Below are 24,974 nucleotides of genomic sequence, written 5' to 3' on the forward strand. Positions count from 1 at the left end.
CTATGGAGTTTGATGCTATGCGTAAGTCTGTTCTGCTGGTTGCTTCCTTTTCCACGATGGCGATGTTGCTCTCCGGTTGCCAATCGAGCCTGACCGGTGACTCCTACTCCCGTGACGAAGCGCGTCGTGTGCAGACGATTCGCATGGGTACCATCGAAGCACTGCGTCCGGTGAAAATCGAAGGCACCAAAACCCCGATCGGCAGCGTCGCGGGCGCAGCCGTGGGTGGTGTCGGTGGTAGCGCCATCGGCGGCGGTCGCGGCAGCATCGTCGCAGCGGTCATCGGCGCTGTCGCCGGCGGCCTGATAGGCTCGGCTGCCGAAGAAGGCCTGACCCGTACGCAAGGTGTTGAAATCACCGTGCGCGAAGACGATGGCAGCATGCGCGCCTACGTGCAGGAAGTTCAGCCAAACGAAGTGTTCCGCGTGGGTGAGCGGGTGCGGATTGCCACGGTTGATGGTACGAGCCGCGTTACGCACTAAGCGGGAATGTAGGGTGAAAGAAAACCCCGATCAGGTGAGCTGGTCGGGGTTTTGTTTTTGGCTGTGGGGTTGAACCAGAGCGTTTACTTGCTTACATAGCAACCGAGCTGAAAATCGTATTGTGGATCGTAGAATGATCGACCAACTAACGTTTCCAGTTTTGTTATCTGCTGGGAATCAAGGTCATAGCCATAGATTTCTTCTTCAGCTTCAGTCCAACTCATTATCTCCCTCAGCTGTTCAATGTTGTCTGCGGGGACGGGCACTTCGAATACCAGCGCTTCTGTTTCTTTATCAAAAGCATAAATTACGTGGTTCACGGTTCTATCCTTCTTTTCGGATCTGCCGGCTTGTTTTGATTACCTGTTTCAGCATCAAACTCACCAAGATGGCGACCTCGTTTGTCGTACATTTCTACTGCTCCATGCTGATAATCCCATTCTAGAATTCGCCCTTCAGCAGTTCTCCAGCGCATTCGGGTGCCTCTACCTTTAACCCGTGTTTTCTGTTTTGCCGGTGTGGCATCAGGAAAAGCAGTAAGCCCCTTTGGCGCCGGATGATATTTGTGGTCCGCAATACTCACCACAATATAAGCCGGCAACACCCCCGAATCCGCCGGAAACACCAGAATGAAATCCTTGTACTCAGGCGGATACACCGGGTTCACGATGATGCTGTCAGCCGCCTTCGTCGGCGGGTAAACCCAGATGTGCGGCGCTTGCGGTGCGGCTTCCAGGGCGGGGATGCCGAGGATGTTTGAACCGTCCTCGGCCGGTGTCCAGATCAGCTCAACGCCGTCTCCAAGGTCCGCCACCTGCTCACTGCCGCGCAAGGCGAATTGCGCGACATCGACCATCTCCCAGTCACGGTTTTTACCGGTGTAGAAACCGTATCCCTTGAGACTGCCGTCAGCCTGTTGCTCGACTCTGAGGCGTACGCGAGTGCGGGCCTGTTTAAGGGCGCGCAGTTGGTCTTCGGTATAGAGCGAGCTGTCGCCAAGGCTCGAAGGTATGACCAGGGCCACCAGGCCTGCCAAGGTAGCCGCAGCGGTGCTGGCGGCGACGGCGGGCAGCGCGGTGAACGCTGAGCCGGCTAGTGCGAAGCTGCCGAAACCCGCCGGAATCGCAGTGCCACTGATTTTCTTGAGCGGTACAACACCGCTTTCATCGGCCTCGCGAGCACCGAGCAGGATCAGTTCGCCGTAGTCTTTCAGACTGTCAGTCGGAACAACGCCAGTGGGATTCGTGTAGTCGATGATTGCGTCGGGCAGCTTGCAGGACTTGGCGAACACGCAGCCCGCGCGGACAACGTCGTCCTTTTTCGTAGCGACTTGAAGGCTGTCTTCGAAGGCCTGCTGCCTCGCCAGCATGGTGTCGTAGGCATTTTGCCTGGCGTCCCGCTCGGCCAGTTCGGTGGCCGTCATGTAGCGGTGGGTGACGTGATGCCCATCGCCTGACGGTGGGTTTTTAACCCGGGGGATGTCCTTGTTGCCAGCCACTGATTGTCCTTTCGCTCGTCCATCGGCAACCCCTGAAAGAGGGGCTGCGCGACGTTAACGAACGTGGCTAATCGTGACTGTAGGACGAATCCTGAATGTCGCTAAGAGTGTTCTCTATCGTTCAGGACTGCAACGCAGTGCTCTTGCGACTCGCCGCCGCCGTCACCGCATAACCGAGCAATGCCGCCAGTATCGAGCCGGTCAGAATCCCCATTCGATCCATCCCGGCGTATTCACTGGTGCCGGGCACGAAGGCCAGGGAACCGACAAACAGGCTCATGGTGAAACCGATGCCGCAGAGGATCGCCACACCCAGCACCTGGCCCCAGTTGGCGCCTTGGGGCAGGGCGGCGATGCCGATTTTTACCGCCAGCCAGGTCAGGCCGTAGACACCGATGGTCTTGCCCAGTAGCAGGCCGACGGCGATGCCCATCGGCACGTCGTGAGTGAAGCTTTCGGCGGTCACGCCGCTCAGTGACAGGCCGGCGTTGGCGAAGGCAAACAGTGGCAGGATGCCGTAGGCCACCCACGGATGCAGGGCATGTTCCAGGGTCAGCAGCGGCGAAGGCTCGGCGTTTTTCGTACGCAGTGGAATGCAGAAGGCCAGGGTCACACCGGCCAGCGTGGCATGCACGCCGCTCTTGAGCACGCAGACCCAGAGGATCAGCCCGATGATCATGTACGGCCCGAGCTTGACCACGCCGAGTCGGTTCATCCCGATCAACGCCGCGATGCAGGCTGCGGCCAATGCCAGGGACAAGGTCGACAGTGCGCCGGAATAGAAGATCGCAATGATGATGATCGCGCCCAGGTCGTCGATGATCGCCAGGGTCATGAGGAACAGTTTCAGCGACACCGGCACGCGTTTGCCCAACAGGGCCAGTACGCCGAGGGCGAAGGCGATGTCGGTGGCGGTCGGAATGGCCCAGCCACTCAGGGCGGACGGGGTGTCGCGGTTGAGGAACCAGTAGATCAGCGCCGGCACCACCATGCCGCCAATCGCCGCCGCGCCGGGCAGGACGATCTGCGAGGGTTTCGACAGTTGACCGTCGAGGACTTCGCGTTTCACTTCCAGGCCAATCAGCAGGAAGAACAGGGCCATCAAGCCGTCGTTGATCCACAACAGCAGCGGCTTGGCGATTTTCAGCGCGCCGATCTGAGCCACCACCGGGGTGTCCAGCAGCCCGCTATAGAGCCATGACAGCGATGAATTGTTGATGATCAGGGCGAGAGCGGCCGCGGCGATCAATAACAGACCGCTGGCAGCTTCCAACTGAAAGAAACGCGTGAACGTGCTACGCAGAGGCAAGGTCGCTCTCCATCGATGAATTCAAAAGGTGGCACACCCTAACCCGTACCGTTAGTTGTTAAAACAAAAGTTATATTCTTTTTTGTTATATGCCGTTACAACGCGGACGGTCAGCAAAGGCGAGCCTAGCAGTTGCCGGACGTATTGGACCTCAGCTGTATCTGTGCATGATGTAGGTTCTTTCCTAAGCTTGTGGGCTGAGCCTTGCGACAAGGCCAACTCTTTGCCTGATTCAACGAGAAAACCATCATGAGCGACAACCGACAGTGGGCCCGCGAAGCCATCCGGATCATCGAAGCCGACTTCCAGCGTAGCGCCGATACCCACCTGATTCCCTTGCCGCTACCGGGGTTGCCAGGTATCGAGTTGTATTTCAAGGATGAGTCGAGCCATCCCACCGGTAGCCTGAAACATCGGCTGGCGCGCTCGTTGTTTCTCTACGCCCTGTGTAACGGCTGGCTCAAACCCGGTGCGCCGGTGATCGAAGCCTCCAGCGGTTCGACGGCGATTTCCGAGGCGTACTTCGCCCGGATGCTGGGGTTGCCGTTCATTGCGGTGATGCCCGCGACCACGTCCAAGGAAAAGATCGCGCAGATCGCTTTCTACGGTGGCAAGAGCCATCTGGTGGACGATCCGACGCAGATCTACGCCGAATCCGAACGCCTGGCTCGCGAGCATGACGGGCACTTCATCGACCAGTTCACCTACGCCGAACGCGCCACCGACTGGCGGGCGAACAACAACATCGCCGAATCGATCTTCCAGCAGATGCGCTTCGAGCAACATCCGGAACCGAGCTGGCTGATTTCCAGCCCCGGCACCGGAGGCACTACCGCGACGCTCGGCCGTTACGTGCGCTATCGCCAGCACTCCACCCGCGTGCTGTGCGCCGATGCCGAGCGTTCGGTGTTCTTCGATTACTACCAGACTGGCGATGCCAGCTTGCGCCTGGATTGCGGATCACGGATTGAAGGCATTGGTCGGCCACGAGTGGAAGCGTCGTTCCTGCCCAAGGTGATCGATGCGATGGTCAAGGTGCCGGACGCCTTGTCGCTGGCGGCCATGCACTATCTGGCGCAGCGTTTGGGTCGGCATGTAGGCGGATCAAGCGGCACCAACCTGATTGGCGCGCTGATGGCGGCGCAACAGATGAAGGCGGCGGGGGAGTCGGGGTCGATCGTGGCGATTCTGTGCGATGGCGGCGAGCGCTATGCCACCACCTATTACGATCAGGCCTGGCTCAAGGCCCAAGGGTATGAGTTGAGTGGTTTGATGGATGCCGTGGCGGCGAGTGTCGAGCGCGGCGAGCCGTTGCCGGCCAGCGTGTTGCGCGCAAACATCTGACTCATCGAAGATCAAATGTGGGAGCGGGCTTGCTCGCGAAAGCGGCGGGTCAGTCGACAACGATGCTGACTGATCCGCCGCTTTCGCGAGCAAGCCCGCTCCCACAGGGTTTTGCGTTGTTTCAGGAGTTGCCGGTCAGGCCTCGAGGCCAAGGATGTCTCGGGCCACCGCTTCGGCGATGCGAATCCCGTCGACACCCGCCGACAGAATCCCGCCCGCATAACCCGCGCCTTCACCGGCCGGGAACAAGCCCTTCACGTTCAGGCTTTGCATCGACTCGTTACGGGTAATCCGCAGTGGCGATGACGTGCGCGTCTCGATTCCGGTCAACACGGCGTCGTGCAGCGAGTAGCCACGAATCTGCTTCTCGAACGCCGGCAAGGCTTCGCGAATGGCTTCGATGGCGAATGCCGGCAAAGCCAGTGCCAAATCACCCAAGGCAACGCCCGGCTTGTAGGACGGCTCGACGCTGCCCAACTCGGTCGATGGCTTGCCTGCAATGAAGTCACCGACCAATTGCGCCGGCGCTTCGTAATTGCTGCCGCCCAACACAAAGGCGTGGGATTCCAGACGTTCCTGCAACTCGATGCCAGCCAGTGGGCCACCTGGGTAATCGACTTCCGGGGTGATCCCGACAACGATCCCGGAGTTGGCGTTGCGCTCGTTACGCGAGTACTGGCTCATGCCATTGGTGACCACGCGGTTCGGCTCGGAGGTCGCCGCCACCACGGTGCCGCCCGGGCACATGCAGAAGCTGTAGACCGAACGACCGTTGCTGGCGTGGTGCACCAGTTTGTAGTCGGCAGCGCCGAGTTTCGGGTGCCCGGCGTATTTGCCCAGGCGCGCGCGGTCGATCAGCGATTGCGGGTGCTCGATGCGGAAACCTACCGAAAACGGCTTGGCTTCCATGTACACGCCACGACCGTGGAGCATGCGGAAGGTGTCCCGGGCGCTGTGGCCGAGGGCCAGGATCACGTGTTTGGAATGGATCTGCTCGCCGCCATTGAGCTCGACGCCGATCAGTTGGCCATCTTCGATCAACACATCGGTGACGCGCTGCTGGAAGCGCACTTCGCCGCCCATGGCGCGAATCTGCTCCCGCATGTTTTCCACTACACCGGTCAGACGGAACGTACCGATGTGCGGTTTGCTGACGTAGAGGATTTCTTCCGGCGCGCCGGCCTTGACGAACTCGTGCAAGACTTTGCGACCGATGAATTTCGGGTCCTTGATCTGACTGTAGAGCTTGCCGTCGGAGAACGTACCCGCGCCGCCTTCACCGAACTGCACGTTGGATTCGGGGTTGAGCACGCTTTTACGCCACAGGCCCCAAGTGTCCTTGGTGCGCTGACGCACTTCGGTGCCACGTTCGAGAATGATCGGCTTGAAGCCCATCTGCGCCAGCAGCAGCCCGGCGAAGATCCCGCAGGGGCCGAACCCGACCACGATCGGGCGCTGGCTCAGGTCGGCAGGCGCCTGGCCGACCACTTTGTAGCTGACATCCGGCGCCACGTTGACGTTACGGTCATCGGCGAATGTGTGCAGCACCGCCGCCTCATCGCGAACGTTGAGGTCAATGGTGTAGATGAAGCACAGTTCGGAGGACTTTTTGCGCGCATCGTAGCTGCGCTTGAACAAGGTGAAATCGAGCAGGTCATCACTGGCGATGCCCAGGCGCTGCACGATGGCAGGGCGCAGGTCTTCTTCGGGATGGTCGATCGGCAGCTTGAGTTCGGTGATTCGTAACATGACGGGATCCGGTTCGCGGGGCGCACAACTGCGCCAAGGCGTTTGAAGCCCGCGATTATAAGCCTCAAAGGATGATTCCCGTGAGGCAAAAACGATCAGTCGTCGCGCGATCCGCCAAAATACCCACAGCCACGTTGCACCTGGCCATCGATGCGCAGCTCGGCGCTCATGTGCTGCACGCTGCCGGTGCTGCTGTCGACGCAACGTTGCGGCGCGACCCAGAGCTCGATGCGCTGGTTATTGGCTTCGGTGCTGAGATTGAAGCGGCCATCGCCCAGTTGCTCTTCAACGTACGGCAGGGCCAGGGGCGGCTGACCGGCGCGGTCGATGACCATGCCTTTGCCGCTGACTCTGACGTTCCATTCCGGGCCATGGCCGGCGGCGCGCAGCGTCAGCTGCTTGAAATCGGGATCGTCGCACGCCGTGCCCGAGCGTTCGACGCGGTACAACTGCTGCAGATCGAGCTGGTTGTCGGAGATCCGGCCACGTACGTCGGCGAACAGCTTGCCCTGATCATCGGCCAGGGTTGCGGCCTCTTGCAGGACGCTGGTGCCACCGCTGTCGTTGACCACCAAACTGCGTTGCTCATTGCATGGCTGGAACAGTAACTTGCCGTCAGCGGCCGTCAATTGGCCCTGCAAGCGGGTCTGGCCCACATGGGAAGCGCTTTTCCGTGGGCCATCAAGCAACTGGCAGGCGGCGAACAACGGAAGCACGGCAACAAGTACCAAGGAACGGGCAACACGCATCTTTGAGTCTCCTGACAAGTGTCGCCACGTTACTTAGCCTGACCGTTCATCACAACCTAAGAGTTGGACTTGTCGAAGATCCGAAGCCGGCGCAAGCAACATTCGGCTTTACTTCAGGCACTGAGGCGAAAGGAATTAGGGCGTAACCTTGTCGGCGTTTTCGTTGAAAGGAGGTTTTATGAGGGGAATAGGGAAGCTGCTTTTTTTGGCGTTGGGAATGGCTGGAGCGCTGCAGTGCCTGGCGGCAGAAATCGCTTTTTCGTCCGGGTCGGATTTCACCGAGATGAGTCTTGAACTCAGGAGGGCGGGTGATATCAATCCGCAATCTATCGGGCTTCAGGTTACGCTGAGTCCTGATGCGCAGCGTCGCTTGGCGCAGATGACGCGTGAGGAAATGCATCAGTCGTTGACGCTGTTCATCAATGGGTTGCTGGTATCGACCACGACGATTCAATCGGTAATCGAAGGCCCAAAACTGGCGATATCTGTACCGCGCGAGATAGCCCGCAATCTGGTACCTACGCTGCTGGAGCCTTCTGTACCTTAAGGCGACGCTGAGGCAGCGCCGCACTTGGGGCTTGTTCAGCCAACGCGGTAGGTCTGGCCGGTCTGCAAGCCTTCCACGCTTTTGGCGTAGGCCAGCGCCACTTCGGCGGCGGGAACCGGTTTGAAGCCACGGAAGTACGGAGCATAACTGCCCATGGCTTCGACCAGCACGTTCGGGCTGACCGAGTTGATGCGCAGGCCGCGCGGCAGTTCGATCGCCGCGGCACGGACGAAGCTGTCCAGGGCGCCGTTGACCAGGGAGGCCGAGCTGCCGGTACGAATCGGATCGTGGCTGAGGATGCCGGTGGTGAAGGTGAATGACGCACCGTCATTGGCGAATTCCCGGCCGATCAGCAGCAGGTTCACCTGACCCATCAGCTTGTCCCGCAAACCGAGCTCGAAGTCTTGTTCGGTCATGGTCGCCAGCGGCACGAAGTTGACGCTGCCGGCGGCGCAGATCAGCGCATCGAAGTTGCCGGTCTGTTGGAACAATTTGCGGATCGAGGCGCTGTCACTGATGTCGACCTGAAACTCACCGCTCTTGCGGCCGATACGGATGATTTCGTGGCGCTGGGACAGTTCATGGTCAATGGCCGAACCGACGGTGCCAGAGGCGCCGATCAAAAGAATTTTCATCGTGATGTACCTGAATGGGTTGGATTTAAATTTAAGTTTAGAGTGGTTTTTTCCATAGATAAGCGGGCTAATAGGCAACCTTTGGTTTTCAAATGGAAACAATCCATGAGCGAAATGGACGATCTGGCGGCGTTCGCGGTGTTGATCGAGGCGGGCAGTTTCACCCTGGCCGCCCAGCAATTGGGTTGCAGCAAGGGGCAACTCTCCAAGCGCATTAGCCTGCTGGAAACGCGGTTCTCCGTGGTGTTGCTGCAACGCACCACACGCCGCTTGAGCCTGACGGCGGCGGGCGCGGCGTTGTTGCCGCAAGCCCAGGCACTGGTGATTCAAGTCGAGCGAGCACGTCAGGCCTTGGCGCGGTTGAAAGACGACATGGCTGGCCCGGTGCGGATGACGGTTCCGGTTTCATTGGGGGAGACCTTCTTTGACGGCGCGCTGCTGGAGTTTTCCCGGCAATACCCCGAGGTGCAGATCGAACTGGAGCTCAACAATCACTACCGCGACCTGTCCCGGGACGGTTTCGATCTGGCAATCCGCTCGGAAGTGGCCAACGACGAACGCCTGGTCGCCCGCCCGCTGCTGGCCTGGCACGAGATGACCTGCGCCAGCCCCGCGTACCTTGAGCGATTCGGTGAACCACTGACGCCTCAGGCACTGGCCGAACACCGCTGCCTGCTCAACAGCCATTACAGCGGTCGCGAAGAATGGCTCTATCACCAACAGCACGAGTTACTGCGGGTGCGAGTGTCGGGGCCGTTCGCCAGCAACCACTACAACCTCTTGAAGAAGGCCGCGCTGGCGGATGCGGGCATTGCGCGTTTGCCATCGTATTTGCTGCAAGAGGAATTGGCTGACGGGCGTTTGCGCTGGCTCCTGCGCGATTATCAGACTCGCAGCATGCCGATGTACCTGGTGCACCCGTATCAAGGCGGTTTACCGAAGCGCACCCAAGTGCTGGCGGATTATCTGATCGGTTGGTTCAAGCGCAGTGGCGAGGCGTTGGATCGGCTTCAGCGGTAACGTCTCACCACGCACCCCCCCTGTGGGAGCGGGCTTGCTCGCGAAAGCGGTGTGTCAGCCAACATATCTGTTGAATGTGATACCGCTTTCGCGAGCAAGCCCGCTCCCACATTAGTTCTTTATCGTCTGGAGGTCTGAGGTAGGGATCAGCGGGTGTAACGCTTGGCAATCAAATGATCAATCGACAATTTGCCCGGCCCGGTCGCCATCAAGTACAGCAACACCGCAGCCCAGGTGCCGTGGGTCGGATAAGCATCGGGGTACACGAACAGCTGAATGGTCAGGGTCATACCCAACAGCGCCAGAGCCGAAAAGCGGGTGGCGAAGCCGATCAGAATCAGCATCGGAAAGAAATGCTCGGCAAAGGCCGCCAGGTGCGCCGCCAGTTCCGGGGAGAGCAATGGCAGGTGATATTCGCTCTGGAACAACGGGATGGTCGAGTCCGCCAGCCTTGGTACGCCGAGTTGAAACGTGCCGTCGATCAAGTCGATGGCCAGGCCTTCCACCTTGGTCTGCCCGGACTTCCAGAACACCGCGGCAATCGAAAAACGCGCGATAAAGGCGATCAGGCTGTGGGGGATTTTTTCCAGCCACTTGATGGCGCGGGCGATGGGGTTGTGATGGAGGTTCATGGCGATACCTTCTGGTGTAAATGGGTGATGACGTTGTGGCTGATCAGCAGCGCCAGGGTTTGGCCGAGGTCGAAGTCGGGCGCTGTTTCCAGCGCTTGGGCCAGAGGCTGGCCGAGTCGCAGGTTCTGAATGAAGGTGCAGGCGCCGTGGTCGATGGCGAAAACCTCAACTTCCAGACCATTGCGCAACACCAGCGCGTTTTGCCCATGGCCGAGGTCGATCCCGGCCAGCGTCGCGTTCTGTTGATGCGCCGCCCAGATCGCAACCACGGCAAAAGCTGAAGTCAGCAGATTCAGGGAGGGATGAAACCCGACCGTCAGCTCGCTCAGCGCCTGCGGGTCCGACAGCGCGGCGGCAATCTGTTCATGGCGCAAGGGCTGAGCGTCGGCGGCGTGATAGGCCTGAACGCGCAACCGCTCCAGCCGCGCTATGTCGGCCAGATAAGGCACGCTGGCTGCCGGTTCAAAGCTGTCGATGAACTCGGCGAAGTCCTTGCCGTAATCGTTGATGAGTGAGCCTTGGGGCGGGTAACTCTGCACATACAGCCCCGCCATCGCCCGAAAGAACTCATCGCCCACCAATTGCGAAACCACTGGGTAACTGTCGGCCAAGGCGTTGATCAGCGAGCTCTGCACATTGTTGCGATACACCGCGAAACGGCTGGCGGGATCGGCGCCATTGGCACAGAACAAACCGTCGGGGCAGGGCCGTTGCGGATCGAGCAGGGCGGCGGCAAACGCGGCTTGAGTGCTCATGATCGGCTCCCCGCGCAATGCAGCAACTCATCAGCCTGACGGGCTTCGGCGTGCAGCACGCTGAAGGCCGGTAATTGGTTGTCGCGCTCGATCAACGTGGCGACCGGGCCGACCCGCTCCAGCACCCGCGAGTACAGCGCCCACACTGCGTTATCGATGGGCGCACCGTGATCGTCGATCAGCAGACGGTCGCCGAGGCTGTCGGTGTCTTCGGCAAACCCGGCCAGATGAATCTCTCCCACCGCCTGCAGCGGCAGCGCGTCGATGTAGGCCAGCGGATCCCTTTGGTGATTGATGCAGGAGACGTAGACGTTGTTGACGTCCAGTAGCAGCCCGCAGCCGGTGCGGCGAATGACCTCACTGATGAAGTCGGCTTCATCGATTGTCGAGCGCTGGAACGCCAGATACGTCGCCGGGTTCTCCAGCAGCATCGGGCGTTTGAGGGCGCTCTGCACCTGATCGATGTGCTCGCAGACGCGGTTCAGCGTCGGTGCATCGTAGGCCAGGGGCAGCAGGTCATTGAGAAACACCGGGCCATGACTGGACCAGGCCAGGTGTTCGGAAAAGGATTGGGGTTGATAGCGCTCGATCAGCACGGCAAGCCTTTGCAGGTGCTGAAGATCCAGTGGACCTTCGGCACCAATAGACAAGCCAACGCCGTGTAGCGATAGCGGATACTGCTCGCGAATCAACCCCAGAAAATGATGAAACGGGCCGCCGGCCACCATGTAGTTTTCGGCGTGGACTTCGAAGAAACCGATGTCCGGTTGTGCACCGAGCACTTCACGAAAGTGCTCGGTCTTGAGCCCCAGCCCGGAGCGGGGCGGGAGCCCGGAGAATGAATTGTTCATGGTCGACACTCAGGCTGGGTGCTGATTACGACTTGGCTTTGTAGGCTTCCATCTGGCCGAAACCGGTTGGCGAGGTTTTGCTCATCGTGGTGGCGCAGGTGCCTTTAGGAACCAGTTTGAAAGCATTTGGCTGGTAGTCTGTTTTTGCTGTGCCGGCGCAAGTCGTGCCAGCGCCGGCGGCGCAATCGTTGTGGCCTTTCATGGCCACGCCGAAGCATTTTTCCATGTTGGCGTCAGCGGCATGAGTAGTGGAGACAGCGGCGATGCTCAGGGCAGAACCGAGGGCCAGAACCAGGGCGGTGGCGGACAGGGTGCGGGTGGTAGCAGTCATGATGTTTCTCCGGAATTGAGCTTGGGTTGGCAAGCGTTTGTGCTTGCTTACTGCTCTAGAGAAACGACAGGGCGATGCGTTACAGGCCACCCGAAAATTTTTTGCCGATAAGGTCGTCAGGCAATGCTGATTTTACTGACGCTGGTGATCTGACCGTTCCAGATCATCTCGTAGTGGGCTGTTTGAGTGATTGATGAGAGGGGGCTGGGGGTCATCAGTGCCCAGCAGTAGCTCCCATGCATGCGCACGGAGTTGTACCGCAGACCAGGGACCCCAGCATTCTTGATGGCCTTTCCCAAGCGATGGGAGTGCGTGTAATCGACGGGATCGTAGACAGGATCGTCCATCGGAATGGATACGCCATCCCTCATGGCTTCGTCAACGAAAGTGCAGGATAACCCCCGGAAAACAAACCTCTCGTAATTGAGCCCCTGGACTTTCGACCAATACTGATTCTGATGATGCTGCACCTCAGCCAGCGCGGTTTCCATCGAGGCAGCCAGGTACAACACGCCGAAACTGCCATCGCTGAAACGCGAACCCGCTGGGTTGATGTGGGTGAAAGGAGCGATTGCGTAAGAGCACCCAGGGATGCCAAAGGGAATCTGCGAACGCGGTATCAGCTCAAGCCGGCCGACTTCGTTTTGCAGCCTCGGATTGGTGAGGACCTGGATCTGATACAGCACATCAAATTCGTCCGCGTTTGCCACGTCGTCGAACAGCGCAATGGGCGGAAATTTTGAATTGATCAATCGGTAGGCCTGCAACTGCTCACCGGCCAATACAGCCAGCTGGCTCACCGTTACCATTGTGCGCCTCGCAGCATGTCGATTCGCCGAAACGTCTCGTACAGGGAAATCATATCCCCTTGGGACATGATTTCGAGTGGGCTACGCCCGTTGAAGAACTCGTTCTCGTTCGCCATCGCTGCAAAACCATAGACGTTTTCAGGGTTATCAAAGACCAGGCGCAGGGTGGCATGGATGTTGAGAATAAAACTGATGCGCTGCATCTGGTCTGAATCCAGGCTTACGGACCAATCGGGATCGCGCTGCTTTGCCCGAGAATACGTACTGCGGGAAATGCGCAAGATACGACAGGCCTGATCGCTCGACGCTTGCCACTTTTCGAGTATGCCGACAGCCGCTCGCAAACCAGTCACGCACTGGTCTTTGCTGAATGCTTGTGCCAGGGAGGTTGCTGTCATGGCGATCACTTTGATTTGGTCTGTAGGTACAAATATATGAAAAATGTCTCTGTAGGGCAAGCTTGTATTGTGAATACGCAGCTCCTACGAGGGCGAACCGGTTACGTCAGGCGTTAGGATGTGTAGCTTGCAGGAAGTAACGCTGACACTGATTAAACACGTTCTCCCAAACACCCCAAAAAACCTGTGGGAGCGAGCCTGCTCGCGATTGCGGTAAGTCAGTCAATATCTCGGTTGAATGTGAAATTGCCATCGCGAGCAGGCTCGCTCCCACAGGGGATTTTCATTATGGTTGTGGCAGGCAAAAAAAACGGCCTGCGAAGGCCGTTTTTTTGTTTACCGCAATCGCTTAACCGCCAAGGTACGCTTCGCGCACTTTCGGGTCGGTCAGCAGCGCTTCACCAGTGCCTTGCATCACCACCCGGCCGTTCTCCAGAACGTACGCACGGTCAGCAATTTTCAGCGCCTGGTTGGCGTTTTGCTCCACCAGAAACACCGTCACACCGTCCTTGCGCAGTTGTTCGATGATGTCGAAGATCTGCTGGATGATGATCGGTGCCAGGCCCAGCGACGGCTCGTCGAGCAGCAACAGCTTGGGCTTGCTCATCAGCGCACGGCCGATGGCGAGCATTTGCTGTTCGCCGCCAGACATGGTGCCGCCGCGTTGGGCGAAGCGTTCTTTCAGGCGTGGGAAAAGTCCGAGGACCTTGTCCATCTGTTCCTGATAATCGCCCTTGTCGGTGAAGAATCCGCCCATGGCGAGGTTCTCTTCCACGGTCAGGCGGGCAAATACCCGACGACCTTCCGGAACCACGGCGATGCTTTTACGCATGATGTGCGACGAGTCCTGGCCGACGAGTTCTTCGCCCATGTAGCGGATGCTACCGCTGTGGGCTTGCGGCGAACCGCAGAGGGTCATCAGCAGGGTCGACTTGCCGGCACCGTTGGCGCCGATCAGGGTCACGATCTCGCCCTGGCGGACCTCGACGTTGACGCTGTGCAGCGCCTGGATCTTGCCGTAGAAGGTGGAAACGTTTTCGAACTGCAGCATTTACGCTTCCCCCAGGTAGGCTTTGATCACTTCAGGATTGTCGCGGATCTGTTCCGGCGTACCGTTGGCCAGAGGCGTGCCCTGGTTGATCACGAAGATGTGGTCGGAAATGCTCATGACCAGTTTCATGTCGTGTTCGATCAGCAGCACGGTCACATCATGCTCTTCACGCAGGATGCCGATCAGTGCCTTGAGGTCTTCGGTTTCCCGCGGGTTGAGACCGGCAGCCGGTTCGTCGAGCATGAGGATCCGCGGGCGGGTCATCATGCAGCGAGCGATTTCCAGGCGACGTTGCTGACCGTAGGCCAGGGTGCCGGCCGGACGGTTGGCGAACTCCTTGAGGTTGACCTTTTCCAGCCAGTACTCGGCGTATTCCATGGCCTCGCGTTCGCTTCTGCGGAACGCGGGGGTCTTGAACAGACCGGCCAGGAAGTTGGTGTTCAGGTGACGGTGTTGCGCGATCAAGAGGTTCTCGACCGCTGTCATTTCCTTGAACAGCCGCACGTTCTGGAAGGTGCGCACCACGCCTTTGAGGGCAATCTTGTGGCCCGGCAACCCTTGGATCTGTTCGCCGTCCAGCACGATGCTGCCAGCGGTTGGCTGGTAGAAACCGGTCAGGCAGTTGAACACGGTGGTCTTGCCGGCGCCGTTGGGGCCGATCATCGATACCACTTGTTTCTCTTTGACGGTCAGGGCCACGCTGTTGACCGCCAACAGGCCGCCGAAGCGCATGCTCAGGTCGGTGACTTTCAGGATCTCACGGCTCATTTGCGCAGCTCCATGTGGGGGCGTTGCATCGGCAGCAGACCTTGTGGACGCCAGATCATCATCAGCACCATCAAGGCGCCGAACATCAACATGCGGTATTCACTGAACTCACGCATCATTTCCGGCAACAGGATCATCACCGTGGCGGCGAGTACGACGCCCAGTTGCGAGCCCATGCCGCCCAGCACCACGATGGCGAGGATGGTGGCCGATTCGATGAAGGTGAAGGACTCCGGTGTCACCAGGCCTTGGCGCGCGGCGAAGAAGCTACCGGCGAAACCGGCGAAGCAGGCACCGAGGGTGAAGGCCGACAGCTTGATGACCGTTGGATTGAGACCCAGTGCACGGCAGGCAATTTCGTCTTCACGCAGCGCTTCCCAGGCACGGCCCAGGGGCATGCGCAGCAAGCGGTTGATGACGAACAGCGCGAACAACGACAACAACACTGCGATCAGGTAAAGGAAGATCACCTTGTTGATCGAGTTGTATTCCAGGCCGAAGTACTCGTGGAAGGTCTGCAGACCTTCTGCGGCAGTTCTATCAAAGCTCAGCCCGAAAAGCGTGGGCTTGGGAATGTTGCTGATGCCGTTCGGGCCGCCGGTGAGGTCGGTCAGGTTACGCAGGAACAGACGGATGATTTCACCGAAACCCAAGGTCACGATTGCCAGGTAGTCACCGCGCAAACGCAGTACCGGGAAACCGAGCAGGAAGCCAAACGTGGCCGCCATCATCCCGGCGATCGGCAGGCAGATCCAGAAGCTCAGGCCGTAGTAGTGCGACAGCAGCGCGTAGCTGTAGGCGCCCACGGCGTAGAAGCCGACATAACCGAGATCGAGCAGGCCAGCCAGGCCGACCACGATGTTCAAGCCCAGGCCGAGCATCACGTAGATCAGCACCAGGGTGGCGATGTCCACCGCCCCGCGGGAGCCGAAGAACGGCCAGACCAGAGAACCGATGATCAACGCGATGATGATCCAGCGTTGAGTCGTCGGCAGGGTCAGGAAGGTACTGGCCTTGGCCGGGATCACCGGCAGGTTGGGCGAGGCTTTCCAGGCCGAGCTGATCTGCTGGTCGAACAGCACCCGCAGGAACATCAGCACCGAGCACACGGCGATGGTGATCAGCGTTGCAGTGCTGGTGCCATGGACTTCGAGGTTGATGCCGACAATGGTCAGTTTCAGACCCAGTACCGGGTAGGCAACCGCCCACACCAGCAAGGCGCTGAACAACGCCTGTTTAAGATTCCTAGTCATACTTTCTCAACCTCCGGACGGCCCAACAGGCCGGTTGGCCGGAACAACAACACCAGAACCAGTAGACCGAACGCCACGACGTCCTTGTACTGGTCGCCGAAGATATCGGCACCAAAGGCTTCCGCCACCCCAAGCACCAGCCCGCCGAGCATCGCGCCGGGGATGCTGCCGATACCGCCCAATACTGCTGCGGTGAAGGCCTTGAGGCCGACCAGGAAACCGGCGTTCGGGTTGATCACGCCGTATTGCATGCTCAGCAGCACGGCTGCGATGGCCGCCAGTGCCGCACCGATGACGAAGGTCAGGGCGATGATGTTGTTGGTGTTGATACCCAGGAGGTTGGCCATCTTGATGTCTTCGGCACAGGCGCGGCAGGCGCGGCCCAGGCGAGAACGGGAGATGAACAGCGTCAGGCCGAGCATGGCGACCAGGGTCACCACGAACACCACGATTTGCATGTAGGAAATCAGCACTTCATGTGCGCCACCTGGCCCGATGGCGAAGTTGCCAGGGATCAGGTTGGAGATGGATTTGTCCTTGGAGTCTTGCGCCAGCAGAACCGTGTTCTGCAGGAAGATCGACATGCCGATGGCGGAAATCAGCGGGATCAGACGGTTGCTGCCGCGCAGGGGGCGGTAGGCGATCCGTTCGATGCTGTAACCGTAGGCACTGGTCACGACGATGGTCGCGAGGAAAGCCGCGGTCATCAAGAGAGGGACACTGTCGAGTCCCAGCATGGCCAGCCCGGCGATGGCGATGAACGCCACGTAAGAGCCGATCATGTACACCTCGCCGTGGGCGAAGTTGATCATTCCAATGATGCCGTAAACCATCGTATAGCCGATGGCGATCAGGGCATACGTGCTGCCAATGGTCAGACCATTAACCAGCTGTTGGAAGAAGTGATAGATGTCAGGCATTACAGCGCTCCTAAAAACCTGATACGCATTTCACTGGTGGAGTCATTTTCCCGCTCGAGCCCCGTGGATCTGCATCCACTTCGAATTCGAGGTTTGCCAGCGAACCGCTGATGACGGTTTTGAGATTTTCAGGTGGGGAGACTGGCGGATCACGCCAGCGCGGCCCAATACGTTCGTAAAACAAAGCCCACGGCACGCCGTGGGCTTTATTGGCAGTCAGTCAGGCCAGGCCTTACTGAGGCGAAACTTCAGTTTTAGGTTTGCCGAAATGCCACTGGTAAACCACGAATTTGAAGTCCTTCAGGTCGCCCTTGGCGTCGAAGCTCAGGTCGCCGGTCGGGGTTTTGAAAGTGCCTGCGTGGATGGCTTCAGCCACTTTGGCAGGGTCTTCGCTCTTGGCAGCCTTGATGCCTTCGGCAATCACTGTCACAGCCGAGTAGGACGGGAACACGAACGGACCGCTCGGGTCTTCTTTCTTGGCTTTGAACGCGTCAGCCAGGGCGATGTTGGCCGGATCCTGGTCGAAGGATTTCGGCAGGGTCACCAGCAGGCCTTCGGAAGCTTCCTTGGCGATCTGCGAAATGGAGTCGTTACCCACGCCTTCCGGACCCATGAACTTGGCTTTCAGGCCTTTTTCCTGGGATTGACGCAGGAGCAGACCCAGCTCCGGGTGGTAACCGCCGTAGTAGACGAAGTCGACGTTGGCTTGCTTGAGCTTGGAGACCATCGAAGAGAAGTCCTTGTCGCCGGCGTTGATGCCTTCGAACACGGCAACCTTGACGCCTTTCTTCTCGAGGGTGGTTTTAACGGCGCTGGCGATGCCTTCACCGTATTGCTGTTTGTCGTGCAGCACAGCAACGATTTTCGGTTTGACGTGATCGGCAATGTAGTTACCGGCGGCAGGGCCCTGGGCGCTGTCCAGACCGATGGTACGGAAGATCATTTTGTAGCCGCGAGTGGTGATGTCCGGGCTGGTGGCAGCCGGGGTGATCATGATCACGCCTTCGTCTTCGTAGATGTCGGACGCCGGTTGAGTGGAGCTGGAGCACAGGTGACCCACCACGAACTTGACGCCGTCGTTGACGACTTTGTTCGCAACAGCAACCGCTTGTTTTGGATCGCAGGCATCGTCGTATTCAACGGCGACGAGCTTCTTGCCGTCGACGCCGCCCTTGGCGTTGATTTGTTCGATGGCCATTTTCGAGCCACTGAACTGCATGTCGCCGTATTGGGCTACAGGGCCGGTTTTAGGGCCGGCGATGCCGATCTTGATGGTGTCAGCGGCGAACGAATGGCTGGCAACCCCGGCCAGAACCATAGCGGCAAACAGTTTTGAAATCTGCTTAGTAGCCTTAGTCATAGTGCTCCACTCTTACTGTTGTAGTTTTTATAGTCCTGGCGCCGTAGCAGCAGAACCGGGTCAGATATCGTTGATATCCTCCGGAAAATGCCCCCGGCAACTGTACCGGTACAGTGTAGAGCGCCGATTGTTAGCCTGGGAAGGCAGCGCCGGGGGGCAAAACCTGAGGGTGTCGCTTTATTGAAAGAAAAAGACAGAATCACGGCGGGATGTTAGCTGGCTAATACTTGGATTCAGCAGCATTCCCTGGCTTTCCTGCATTTCTCGATCGGTAACGCAATTGCATCCGGGTTTTTCTGGCGCAATACCGACGTTATCATTCACGTCGTTTTTCATTGCGGACAGAAACCCATGACTCAAGAACCTAGCACCCTCTATGCCAAGCTGCTTGGTGAGACCGCATCTATTACCTGGAAAGAGTTGGAGCCGTTCTTTGCCAGGGGTGCCCTATTGTGGGTCGATCCAGGCCTGGATTTGATCGCTGCGGCAGAAGCGGTGGCAACCGATGAAGGCGAGAAAGTCGCTGCCTGGCTGGCCGCCGACAAGGTCGCCAAGCTGTCTGAAACGCGGGCGCTGGATCTTTTCGAGCGCGATCCCGAGCTGTGGGCCGTGGTGGTTTCACCGTGGATTCTGATCCAGGAAAGGGCGACGAGCTGAGCGTTTGCACTTAATTGGTGCGCTGCGCTGCCGGTTAAAAGTGTGTAGCCGAGTAGCGTGATGGCATGTTGCCGTAGAGAAAGGCCACAGAAGGGTCTTGGCGAGGGTGACGTAAACGTAACGGGAACAGTTTATTGAGCAGCCGATTGGCTGCTTAATTGTGATCGTTCCCACGCTCCGCGTGGGAATGCAGCCCGGGACGCTCTGCGTCCCAAAGCGGACGCAGAGCGTCCATTGAGGCATTCCCACGCAGAGCGTGGGAACGATCGACAGTAGGTGAATTAAGCCGTCTTGCCCGTATGGTTATTCAGCGAAATAACCTTGGTCTTGCCAATCCGGTGACGGTAAATCTCGCGCAGATACTTGATCGCCTTCTTCACGCAATCCCGGGACAAACGAATGTCATTGATCGAGACAAACTTGTCCTTGTCGTTGATCAGCTCGCGGTACTTTTTCTCGTACATCGGTTTGATCGCGTACCAGTTGGTATCGAGGATTTTCGCCGGGTTTTCGAATTCGTTGAGCAGTTCATCGATCCGGTTTTCGTCGAAGTCTTCATTGATGATGAAGTCCAGGATCGAGTTGTCCAGCGTCTCGTCGAAGCGGTAGGGGTTTTTCGCGAAGCAGCGCTTGATGAAGGCCACGATCAGGGTCAAAAAGTCGTCCGACAGGCACGGGCTCTTGGCGATGAGGGTGGTCAGCGACAAGTTGGCCGAGGCGCCGATTACCAGCGCATAACGCTTGAGCGTGGTGTTCGGGAACAGGCTGTTGAGGTGGGTCTTCAACCGGTTCAGGTCCATGTAGGACAGCTTGTAGTCCTTGGGCAAGGACACAATCGATACCACCGACGAGCAGTTCTTGAAGAAGTGCAGGTCGTGCAACGCGGCCGCGTCATAGCCCGAGTTCTTGTACTGCTCAAGCGAGGCGCGATAGCGCTTGGACTCGATCGGCAACAGGCTGATGCCTTCGATTGCCTGCGTGACCTTGTTGAAGTGCGGCAGGTCGATCGAGCGGAAGAACAGGTCGTCGATGTTCAGGCGTTGCGGCTCTTTTTCGAACACCTTGAACTTGTCGCTGCTCGGCGGCGGGGTTTCCGGTACGACGGACTCGGCGTAGGCAATCGCCACGGGGCCGGCCAGGCTCATGAACAGGTCGTTGGCGTCCAGGCGAATGGTTTCGCCAATGTCGATGCCGGCGCGACGGAAATAGTTCTGGTCGTAGTCGGTGGTCACCGCCTGCGCTGTCAGAATGTTGAAGATCTGCTGTGAGATGTATTGGTTGGCGTGCTTTTCCATGGCATTGACATCAATGTTCTGGATGTTGCCGTCATCGCTTTCTTCGGCGTAACGCATGATGTCGTTGGAGATCAGCATCATCGCGTTCCATGGGCGGATACGGCCCATGACGCTGGCTTCGCTGCTGTCTTCGTTGGCGAAGTTGTAGGAGAAGTCCCATTCTTCCGACAGGTATTTGCACAGCAGGCGACCGGCGTTGATGTGCAGCGCCTCGGACATTTCGCTGCGGTGATCGGAAATGTTTGGCAGTACGCAAATACCGCTGGTGAAGATCGGCTCGAAGACGAAGGAATGACCGCTCTTGCCGTCGTGCTCGTCCATCGGCTTGGTGTCGAACGTTTTGTTCATGTACGAGTGCTGCTGGGCCAGGCCGAACTCCGAGGCCATGCCCGAACCGGTACCGCCGCCGGCACTGAAGATCGAGAAATACAGGCGCGACTGGTTGGCCTTGATCCCGCAGCTGTCGATCAGGTACGAGTGAATCATCTTCCAGTCAGGGCTGGAGAAGCGCTGGGTGTCCTTGTTCAGGATAATCTTGGCCAAGTACTGGCCGAGGATCGGCGCGTTACCGGCGCCACCGGCGTGGACTTCCGACAAGTCCATGATTTTCATTTTGCTGTAGTCGCGCAAAAAGCCGCTTTTTTCGCCCTTGCGCGAGAAGCGGATGCGACCGGCGATGTCCTTGTCCAGGTCGCCGAGCATTACCAGCGGCTCGACCAGAAACACCGGTTTGCTGGCCTTGTTCGTCCCCAGGCGCAGGTTGTTGCGGATCCACTGAGCCGGGCTGTAGCCCTTTTCGGCGTAGCGTTTGTCCGGCGACAGACGGTCTTCGTTGTTGAATTCGTTGAGGTAGAACTTGCGGGCGTTGTACACCAGTTCCGCGACGTCTAGCGCGATGTTCGAACCACAGCGGCCCAGGCCGATCAGGCACACCGAAGGGAATTCCTGATCGCTGTGTTGTTCGTTGTCGCCTTCCAGATGGGGCGGGCGCGGGAACACCATGTCGCGCAGGCCGTCGAGGTTGTCGAGGATGCGGTCGGTATTGGTTTCGGTGAAGTACAGGTATTGCTGAGTCGCCAGCGGACGCGACGGGGTCAATGGCTTCGACGATGAGGGGCTGTTCGCCGCGGGGCTCAGGGTCAGGTCGGATACCGCGGTGGCCGGATTATTTTTAGAAGTCATTGTGCGCCATATACCTGGACTGGTCGGCTCGGCGACAAGTGTCATCGAGTCATCACGGAATGAGATCTCGCGTCTTTTTGCAGCGCGAATGTGGCCCAAGCGTCAGGGTCTTGGCCTGTGCATCGCTCGGGGGAATCCTTTCCTTAGTCATGATGAATCGGCCAATATTCGATGATCTTTAATCAAAGGGAGGCTAAATGATGGCAACGTTGCCAGCGCTGGGGTTTGCCGGAATCGGTTTGATGGGCTTGCCAATGTGCCGACGCCTGTTGGCGGCGGGTTATCCGCTGACGGTGTGGAACCGTAACCCTGACAAGTGCGCAGCGCTGGTCGAGGCCGGCGCGCGGCAAGTGGCGACACCGGCCGAACTGTGCCGACACGCGGACCTGGTGATGTTGTGCTTGGCCGACACAGTTGTTGTACGTGAGGTGGTGTTTGGCGCGGCAGGCGTTGCCGAGGGGGCGAAAAGCGGCCAGCTACTGGTGGATTTTTCCAGCCTGGAGCCCACCGCGACGCGGGAAATGGCGAACTCATTGGCCAGTAAAACCGGTATGAGTTGGCTCGATGCGCCGGTCTCCGGCGGGGTGGTCGGCGCCGAGGCCGGCAGCCTGGCGATCATGGTCGGCGGCGAGGCGGCAGACCTTGAGCGCGTGCGACCGGTGTTGTTGACCCTTGGCCAGCGCGTGACCCACATGGGCGCCGTCGGTGCGGGGCAGGTGACCAAGGCCTGCAATCAGATGATCGTGGCGTGCAATGCCTTGGTGATTGCCGAAGTTGTGGCCTTGGCCGAGCGTTCCGGGGTCGACGCCCGCTTGATCGCCGAGGCGCTCGCCGGTGGCTTCGCCGATTCAAAACCGCTGCAGATTCTTGCGCCGCAAATGGCCGACAGCCGTTTCGAACCGGTGAAGTGGCACGTACGCACGCTGCTCAAGGATTTGGACACCGCCGTGAAATTTTCCCGCGAACAGGGTTCGGCCACACCGATCAGCGGATTGGCCGCACAACTGATGCGCCTCCATGGGGGGCAGGGCTTCCTGGAAAAGGATCCGTCGACGCTAGTGCAGTTATACCGCGAGCCAGACTCAAAGGATTGACGGTGTGCATGTGCTTGCGCTGATTGATATCCGCCAGTACTGGACGCAACTCGGCCAGCGGCACCGGGCGGCTGAGCAGGTAGCCCTGAACGAAATCGCAGCCATGGCGTTCGAGAAAATCGTATTGCTCGAAGGTTTCGACGCCTTCGGTGACGACCTGCAGATGCAGGGTATGAGCCATGACGATAATGGCCTGGACGATTTCCATGTCCTGGGTGGCCTTGGGGATGTCCTGAATGAACGAGCGGTCGATCTTCAACGTGTTTAATGGCAGGCGCCTGAGGTAGGCCAGGGATGAATAGCCGGTGCCGAAGTCATCAATCGACAACGAGACCCCGAGGGCACGAATCTGGCGCAGCAACACCAGGGTGTTGCTGATATTGCCCATCAACGCATTCTCGGTCACTTCCAGTTCCAGCCGGTGTGGTGCCACCCCGAAGGCGTGCAGGGCGTGTTCGATTTCATTGGCCAGTTCTTCTCGCGCCAGGTTCAGGGGTGAGCAATTCACCGCGATTTTGAGTTCTTCGCAATCGTGTCGGGACAGCTCGCCCAAGTCCTCGCAGGCCTTGCGCAGCACCCAATGGTCCAGATCGGCAATCAGGCCGTTGGCTTCGGCAATGGCGATGAACCGATCCGGCGTGAGCAATCCGTGAACCGGATGTTGCCAGCGAATCAGCGCTTCAAGTTTGGTGACCTGGCCGATTCTCAGGTCATAAATCGGTTGGTAATACAGCATCAACCCGGTGTCTTCGCGCAGGGCATGACGCAGTTCTTCTTCGAGTTGCAACTCCAGGGTGGCGCGGGTTTTCAAGTTTGAACTGAAAAAATGCAGGGAGTTACGACCGCAATCCTTGGACTGGTAGAGCGCCAGGTCGGCGTTTTTCAGCAGTTCTTCGCAGGTCTTGCCGTCTTCGGGAAACAGGCTGATGCCGATGCTGGTGGTCATGACCATGCGCCGTCCGGACAACTCGATGGGTTCCTTCATTTTCAGCATGATGCGCTGGGCCATTTGCCGCGCTTCTTCACGGTCATACAGGGTGATGAGGATGCAGAATTCGTCGCCTCCGAAGCGCGCCACCACGTCTTCATGACTGCGCACCGAGGCCTTGATGTGGCTGGCCAGGACTTTGAGCAATTCGTCACCGGCGTCATGGCCGAGGCTGTCATTGATCCGCTTGAAATGGTCGATGTCGAGGAACATCACCGCCAGCATGCCGCCTTCATTGGTTTTCTCGATGAGTTTCTCGGCAAAGATCTGGTTGAAGCCTCGTCGGTTGATCAGGTTGGTCAAGGGGTCGTAATGCGCCACCTGTTGCAGCGACATGCGTGCCTGATCCAGTTGGCTGAGCAGGGCGTTGACCCGTTGCAGGTCATGCTCTTTGTGTTGCAGTTTCTTGTCCGCCCATGCAGCGCTGATGACGCTGCCGATGATCAGCAGCGTCATTACCGCTACCGTCAGCCCCAGTTGCAGGTGATTGTTGTCGCTGGGCAGGGGCTCAAGGCTGCCAACGGGCAGCACCAGGCTGAACGCCGCCATGCCGGTGAAATGCATGCTCACGATGCCGGCTCCGAGCACCAGGCTGGCGGTGTATTTGAGCAATTGATGAAACACGCCGGTGCCATCGCGCAGGTGACTGGAAATCAACAGGGCGGCCAGGCTGGCACTGATGGCGATCACGATGGAAAGCCCGAACAGGACGGGTTGGTAGTAGGCCATCGCATTCGATCGCAGGGCGGCCATGCCCACGTAATGCATGGTTGCGATGCCCAGGCCGATCCACACCGCGGCCCGCAGGTATTGCCAGAAATTCAGCTGCGGATGACTGAGGGTGTGCATGGCCAGCCACGAGGCGGTCAGGGCGAACAACAGCGAGAGCAGGGTAGTGGGCAAGTGGTAATGGATTTCGATCGGCGCCTGGAACGCCAGCATGCTGATGAAATGCATGGCCCAGATACCGCCCGCCAGACACCCGGCACCGACCCAGCGCCAGAGTCGTTGGGAGGCGGATTTTTCCACATGGCCGACCCGCTCGGTCATGTCCAGCGTGGCGAAGCCGGCCGCACAGGCCACCAGATAGGCCAGCAACACCAGAAAAGGGTTATGGGTGCAATCGAGTATGACCTGTCCGCTCTCTGGCAGCCCGGTCATGAAATGCAAACCAAGCCACTCCATAGCATGCCCCATCTCTGAATCATCCTGGCCTGCGCCATGCGCGCTGGCGAATGCTTGCAGTATAGAGGCCTTGCACGGAGCGCAAGAGGTGATGGCACGGTGACGCCAATAA

26 protein-coding genes are annotated in these 24,974 nt (G+C 58.8%); 6 read left to right on the top strand and 20 right to left on the bottom strand.

Annotated features, from left to right (window positions below):
- Window positions 1-17: 17 nt before the first annotated feature.
- Entirely contained in the window at window positions 18-482 is a 465-nt protein-coding gene (locus ACZ9IM_RS04940) for an outer membrane lipoprotein (protein ID WP_476223473.1), read from the top strand.
- An 83-nt stretch (window positions 483-565) separates the two neighbouring features.
- On the opposite strand, the gene ACZ9IM_RS04945 is transcribed toward ACZ9IM_RS04940, so the two are convergent.
- The 3 genes from ACZ9IM_RS04945 to nhaA form a co-directional block, all read right to left on the bottom strand.
- Complete coding sequence (locus ACZ9IM_RS04945) at window positions 566-802, bottom strand: DUF7683 domain-containing protein (RefSeq protein WP_427625757.1); 237 nt, start codon at window positions 800-802, stop codon at window positions 566-568.
- Window positions 799-1,980, bottom strand: coding sequence for an S-type pyocin domain-containing protein (locus ACZ9IM_RS04950; RefSeq protein WP_476223474.1), 1,182 nt, complete (start codon window positions 1,978-1,980; stop codon window positions 799-801). The genes ACZ9IM_RS04945 and ACZ9IM_RS04950 overlap by 4 nt, the downstream gene beginning before the upstream one ends.
- A 121-nt stretch (window positions 1,981-2,101) precedes the next feature.
- Window positions 2,102-3,289: a Na+/H+ antiporter NhaA gene (gene nhaA / locus ACZ9IM_RS04955; RefSeq protein WP_476223475.1), complete on the bottom strand. Its 1,188-nt coding sequence runs from the start codon at window positions 3,287-3,289 to the stop codon at window positions 2,102-2,104.
- A 246-nt stretch (window positions 3,290-3,535) separates the two neighbouring features.
- On the opposite strand from nhaA, the gene ACZ9IM_RS04960 reads away from it, so the two are divergent.
- Window positions 3,536-4,633 carry a PLP-dependent cysteine synthase family protein gene (locus ACZ9IM_RS04960; RefSeq protein ID WP_476223557.1) on the top strand — a complete coding sequence of 366 codons (1,098 nt, stop codon included), beginning with the start codon at window positions 3,536-3,538 and terminating at the stop codon, window positions 4,631-4,633.
- Window positions 4,634-4,768: 135 nt separating this feature from the next.
- Here the strand turns inward: ACZ9IM_RS04960 and ACZ9IM_RS04965 are convergent, their stop codons facing one another.
- Together ACZ9IM_RS04965 and ACZ9IM_RS04970 are read right to left on the bottom strand one after the other, a co-directional pair.
- The gene (locus ACZ9IM_RS04965; RefSeq protein WP_427625754.1) at window positions 4,769-6,382 is read right to left on the bottom strand and encodes an NAD(P)/FAD-dependent oxidoreductase; all 1,614 of its coding nucleotides are present in this window, start codon (window positions 6,380-6,382) and stop codon (window positions 4,769-4,771) included.
- 95 nt (window positions 6,383-6,477) lie between these two features.
- Window positions 6,478-7,131, bottom strand: coding sequence for a COG3650 family protein (locus tag ACZ9IM_RS04970; protein ID WP_476223476.1), 654 nt, complete (start codon window positions 7,129-7,131; stop codon window positions 6,478-6,480).
- Window positions 7,132-7,279: 148 nt separating this feature from the next.
- Between ACZ9IM_RS04970 and ACZ9IM_RS04975 the strand changes: the two genes are divergently transcribed.
- Window positions 7,280-7,678: a hypothetical protein gene (locus ACZ9IM_RS04975; protein WP_427625752.1), complete on the top strand. Its 399-nt coding sequence runs from the start codon at window positions 7,280-7,282 to the stop codon at window positions 7,676-7,678.
- Between the two features lie 35 nt (window positions 7,679-7,713).
- Here the strand turns inward: ACZ9IM_RS04975 and ACZ9IM_RS04980 are convergent, their stop codons facing one another.
- A complete protein-coding gene (locus tag ACZ9IM_RS04980) occupies window positions 7,714-8,313 on the bottom strand; it encodes a short chain dehydrogenase (RefSeq protein WP_007906681.1) in 600 nt (199 codons plus the stop codon).
- Window positions 8,314-8,418: 105 nt separating this feature from the next.
- On the opposite strand from ACZ9IM_RS04980, the gene ACZ9IM_RS04985 reads away from it, so the two are divergent.
- Complete coding sequence (locus ACZ9IM_RS04985) at window positions 8,419-9,333, top strand: LysR family transcriptional regulator (RefSeq protein WP_427625751.1); 915 nt, start codon at window positions 8,419-8,421, stop codon at window positions 9,331-9,333.
- A 146-nt stretch (window positions 9,334-9,479) separates the two neighbouring features.
- Here the strand turns inward: ACZ9IM_RS04985 and ACZ9IM_RS04990 are convergent, their stop codons facing one another.
- From ACZ9IM_RS04990 to ACZ9IM_RS05045, 12 genes are all read right to left on the bottom strand, one after another.
- Window positions 9,480-9,965 (bottom strand): DoxX family protein, encoded by a 486-nt coding sequence (locus tag ACZ9IM_RS04990; RefSeq protein WP_427625750.1) that lies wholly within the window; start codon window positions 9,963-9,965, stop codon window positions 9,480-9,482.
- Complete coding sequence (locus ACZ9IM_RS04995; RefSeq protein WP_476223477.1) at window positions 9,962-10,720, bottom strand: HvfC/BufC N-terminal domain-containing protein; 759 nt, start codon at window positions 10,718-10,720, stop codon at window positions 9,962-9,964. The genes ACZ9IM_RS04990 and ACZ9IM_RS04995 overlap by 4 nt, the downstream gene beginning before the upstream one ends.
- On the bottom strand, window positions 10,717-11,571 hold the full coding sequence (bufB, locus tag ACZ9IM_RS05000; RefSeq protein WP_476223478.1) for an MNIO family bufferin maturase: 855 nt from the start codon (window positions 11,569-11,571) through the stop codon (window positions 10,717-10,719). Before bufB ends, ACZ9IM_RS04995 begins: the two co-directional genes overlap by 4 nt.
- Before the next feature lie 25 nt (window positions 11,572-11,596).
- Window positions 11,597-11,902, bottom strand: a complete 306-nt coding sequence (locus ACZ9IM_RS05005) for a BufA1 family periplasmic bufferin-type metallophore (protein ID WP_427625747.1) — start codon at window positions 11,900-11,902, stop codon at window positions 11,597-11,599.
- Between the two features lie 116 nt (window positions 11,903-12,018).
- The gene (locus tag ACZ9IM_RS05010; protein WP_476223479.1) at window positions 12,019-12,711 is read right to left on the bottom strand and encodes an RES family NAD+ phosphorylase; all 693 of its coding nucleotides are present in this window, start codon (window positions 12,709-12,711) and stop codon (window positions 12,019-12,021) included.
- Window positions 12,705-13,109 (bottom strand): antitoxin Xre-like helix-turn-helix domain-containing protein, encoded by a 405-nt coding sequence (locus ACZ9IM_RS05015; protein WP_123499233.1) that lies wholly within the window; start codon window positions 13,107-13,109, stop codon window positions 12,705-12,707. Before ACZ9IM_RS05015 ends, ACZ9IM_RS05010 begins: the two co-directional genes overlap by 7 nt.
- Before the next feature lie 349 nt (window positions 13,110-13,458).
- Window positions 13,459-14,160: an ABC transporter ATP-binding protein gene (locus ACZ9IM_RS05020; protein WP_095054074.1), complete on the bottom strand. Its 702-nt coding sequence runs from the start codon at window positions 14,158-14,160 to the stop codon at window positions 13,459-13,461.
- On the bottom strand, window positions 14,161-14,928 hold the full coding sequence (gene livG / locus ACZ9IM_RS05025) for a high-affinity branched-chain amino acid ABC transporter ATP-binding protein LivG (RefSeq protein ID WP_008074582.1): 768 nt from the start codon (window positions 14,926-14,928) through the stop codon (window positions 14,161-14,163).
- A complete protein-coding gene (locus ACZ9IM_RS05030; RefSeq protein WP_427625743.1) occupies window positions 14,925-16,181 on the bottom strand; it encodes a high-affinity branched-chain amino acid ABC transporter permease LivM in 1,257 nt (418 codons plus the stop codon). Before ACZ9IM_RS05030 ends, livG begins: the two co-directional genes overlap by 4 nt.
- Entirely contained in the window at window positions 16,178-17,101 is a 924-nt protein-coding gene (livH, locus tag ACZ9IM_RS05035) for a high-affinity branched-chain amino acid ABC transporter permease LivH (RefSeq protein WP_008074580.1), read from the bottom strand. The genes ACZ9IM_RS05030 and livH overlap by 4 nt, the downstream gene beginning before the upstream one ends.
- A gap of 232 nt (window positions 17,102-17,333) precedes the next feature.
- Entirely contained in the window at window positions 17,334-18,461 is a 1,128-nt protein-coding gene (locus tag ACZ9IM_RS05040) for a branched-chain amino acid ABC transporter substrate-binding protein (RefSeq protein WP_427625742.1), read from the bottom strand.
- A 177-nt stretch (window positions 18,462-18,638) separates the two neighbouring features.
- The gene (locus ACZ9IM_RS05045) at window positions 18,639-18,785 is read right to left on the bottom strand and encodes a hypothetical protein (RefSeq protein WP_157173008.1); all 147 of its coding nucleotides are present in this window, start codon (window positions 18,783-18,785) and stop codon (window positions 18,639-18,641) included.
- Between the two features lie 27 nt (window positions 18,786-18,812).
- Here ACZ9IM_RS05045 and ACZ9IM_RS05050 point away from each other — a divergent pair, with 27 nt between their 5' ends.
- Entirely contained in the window at window positions 18,813-19,118 is a 306-nt protein-coding gene (locus tag ACZ9IM_RS05050) for a DUF2288 domain-containing protein (protein ID WP_007906642.1), read from the top strand.
- Between the two features lie 281 nt (window positions 19,119-19,399).
- On the opposite strand, the gene ACZ9IM_RS05055 is transcribed toward ACZ9IM_RS05050, so the two are convergent.
- Window positions 19,400-21,595 carry a hypothetical protein gene (locus tag ACZ9IM_RS05055; RefSeq protein WP_427625741.1) on the bottom strand — a complete coding sequence of 732 codons (2,196 nt, stop codon included), beginning with the start codon at window positions 21,593-21,595 and terminating at the stop codon, window positions 19,400-19,402.
- Between the two features lie 197 nt (window positions 21,596-21,792).
- Here ACZ9IM_RS05055 and ACZ9IM_RS05060 point away from each other — a divergent pair, with 197 nt between their 5' ends.
- Complete coding sequence (locus ACZ9IM_RS05060) at window positions 21,793-22,689, top strand: NAD(P)-dependent oxidoreductase (protein WP_427625740.1); 897 nt, start codon at window positions 21,793-21,795, stop codon at window positions 22,687-22,689.
- On the opposite strand, the gene ACZ9IM_RS05065 is transcribed toward ACZ9IM_RS05060, so the two are convergent.
- On the bottom strand, window positions 22,580-24,862 hold the full coding sequence (locus ACZ9IM_RS05065; RefSeq protein WP_427625780.1) for a putative bifunctional diguanylate cyclase/phosphodiesterase: 2,283 nt from the start codon (window positions 24,860-24,862) through the stop codon (window positions 22,580-22,582). The genes ACZ9IM_RS05060 and ACZ9IM_RS05065 overlap by 110 nt on opposite strands.
- Window positions 24,863-24,974 lie beyond the last annotated feature (112 nt).

This window comes from Pseudomonas sp. TE12508, assembly GCF_056279485.1.

Excerpts from the sequence above, each read along its gene's own strand:
- ACZ9IM_RS04940 (WP_476223473.1), top strand. The coding sequence starts at position 18 with ATGCGTAAGTCTGTTCTGCTGGTTGCTTCCTTTTCCACGATGGCGATG.
- ACZ9IM_RS04965 (WP_427625754.1), bottom strand. The coding sequence starts at position 6,382 with ATGTTACGAATCACCGAACTCAAGCTGCCGATCGACCATCCCGAAGAA.
- ACZ9IM_RS04970 (WP_476223476.1), bottom strand. The coding sequence starts at position 7,131 with ATGCGTGTTGCCCGTTCCTTGGTACTTGTTGCCGTGCTTCCGTTGTTC.
- ACZ9IM_RS04980 (WP_007906681.1), bottom strand. The coding sequence starts at position 8,313 with ATGAAAATTCTTTTGATCGGCGCCTCTGGCACCGTCGGTTCGGCCATT.
- ACZ9IM_RS04985 (WP_427625751.1), top strand. The coding sequence starts at position 8,419 with ATGAGCGAAATGGACGATCTGGCGGCGTTCGCGGTGTTGATCGAGGCG.
- ACZ9IM_RS04990 (WP_427625750.1), bottom strand. The coding sequence starts at position 9,965 with ATGAACCTCCATCACAACCCCATCGCCCGCGCCATCAAGTGGCTGGAA.
- ACZ9IM_RS04995 (WP_476223477.1), bottom strand. The coding sequence starts at position 10,720 with ATGAGCACTCAAGCCGCGTTTGCCGCCGCCCTGCTCGATCCGCAACGG.
- bufB (WP_476223478.1), bottom strand. The coding sequence starts at position 11,571 with ATGAACAATTCATTCTCCGGGCTCCCGCCCCGCTCCGGGCTGGGGCTC.
- ACZ9IM_RS05005 (WP_427625747.1), bottom strand. The coding sequence starts at position 11,902 with ATGACTGCTACCACCCGCACCCTGTCCGCCACCGCCCTGGTTCTGGCC.
- ACZ9IM_RS05010 (WP_476223479.1), bottom strand. The coding sequence starts at position 12,711 with ATGGTAACGGTGAGCCAGCTGGCTGTATTGGCCGGTGAGCAGTTGCAG.
- ACZ9IM_RS05015 (WP_123499233.1), bottom strand. The coding sequence starts at position 13,109 with ATGACAGCAACCTCCCTGGCACAAGCATTCAGCAAAGACCAGTGCGTG.
- ACZ9IM_RS05020 (WP_095054074.1), bottom strand. The coding sequence starts at position 14,160 with ATGCTGCAGTTCGAAAACGTTTCCACCTTCTACGGCAAGATCCAGGCG.
- livG (WP_008074582.1), bottom strand. The coding sequence starts at position 14,928 with ATGAGCCGTGAGATCCTGAAAGTCACCGACCTGAGCATGCGCTTCGGC.
- ACZ9IM_RS05030 (WP_427625743.1), bottom strand. The coding sequence starts at position 16,181 with ATGACTAGGAATCTTAAACAGGCGTTGTTCAGCGCCTTGCTGGTGTGG.
- livH (WP_008074580.1), bottom strand. The coding sequence starts at position 17,101 with ATGCCTGACATCTATCACTTCTTCCAACAGCTGGTTAATGGTCTGACC.
- ACZ9IM_RS05040 (WP_427625742.1), bottom strand. The coding sequence starts at position 18,461 with ATGACTAAGGCTACTAAGCAGATTTCAAAACTGTTTGCCGCTATGGTT.
- ACZ9IM_RS05050 (WP_007906642.1), top strand. The coding sequence starts at position 18,813 with ATGACTCAAGAACCTAGCACCCTCTATGCCAAGCTGCTTGGTGAGACC.
- ACZ9IM_RS05055 (WP_427625741.1), bottom strand. The coding sequence starts at position 21,595 with ATGACTTCTAAAAATAATCCGGCCACCGCGGTATCCGACCTGACCCTG.
- ACZ9IM_RS05060 (WP_427625740.1), top strand. The coding sequence starts at position 21,793 with ATGATGGCAACGTTGCCAGCGCTGGGGTTTGCCGGAATCGGTTTGATG.
- ACZ9IM_RS05065 (WP_427625780.1), bottom strand. The coding sequence starts at position 24,862 with ATGGAGTGGCTTGGTTTGCATTTCATGACCGGGCTGCCAGAGAGCGGA.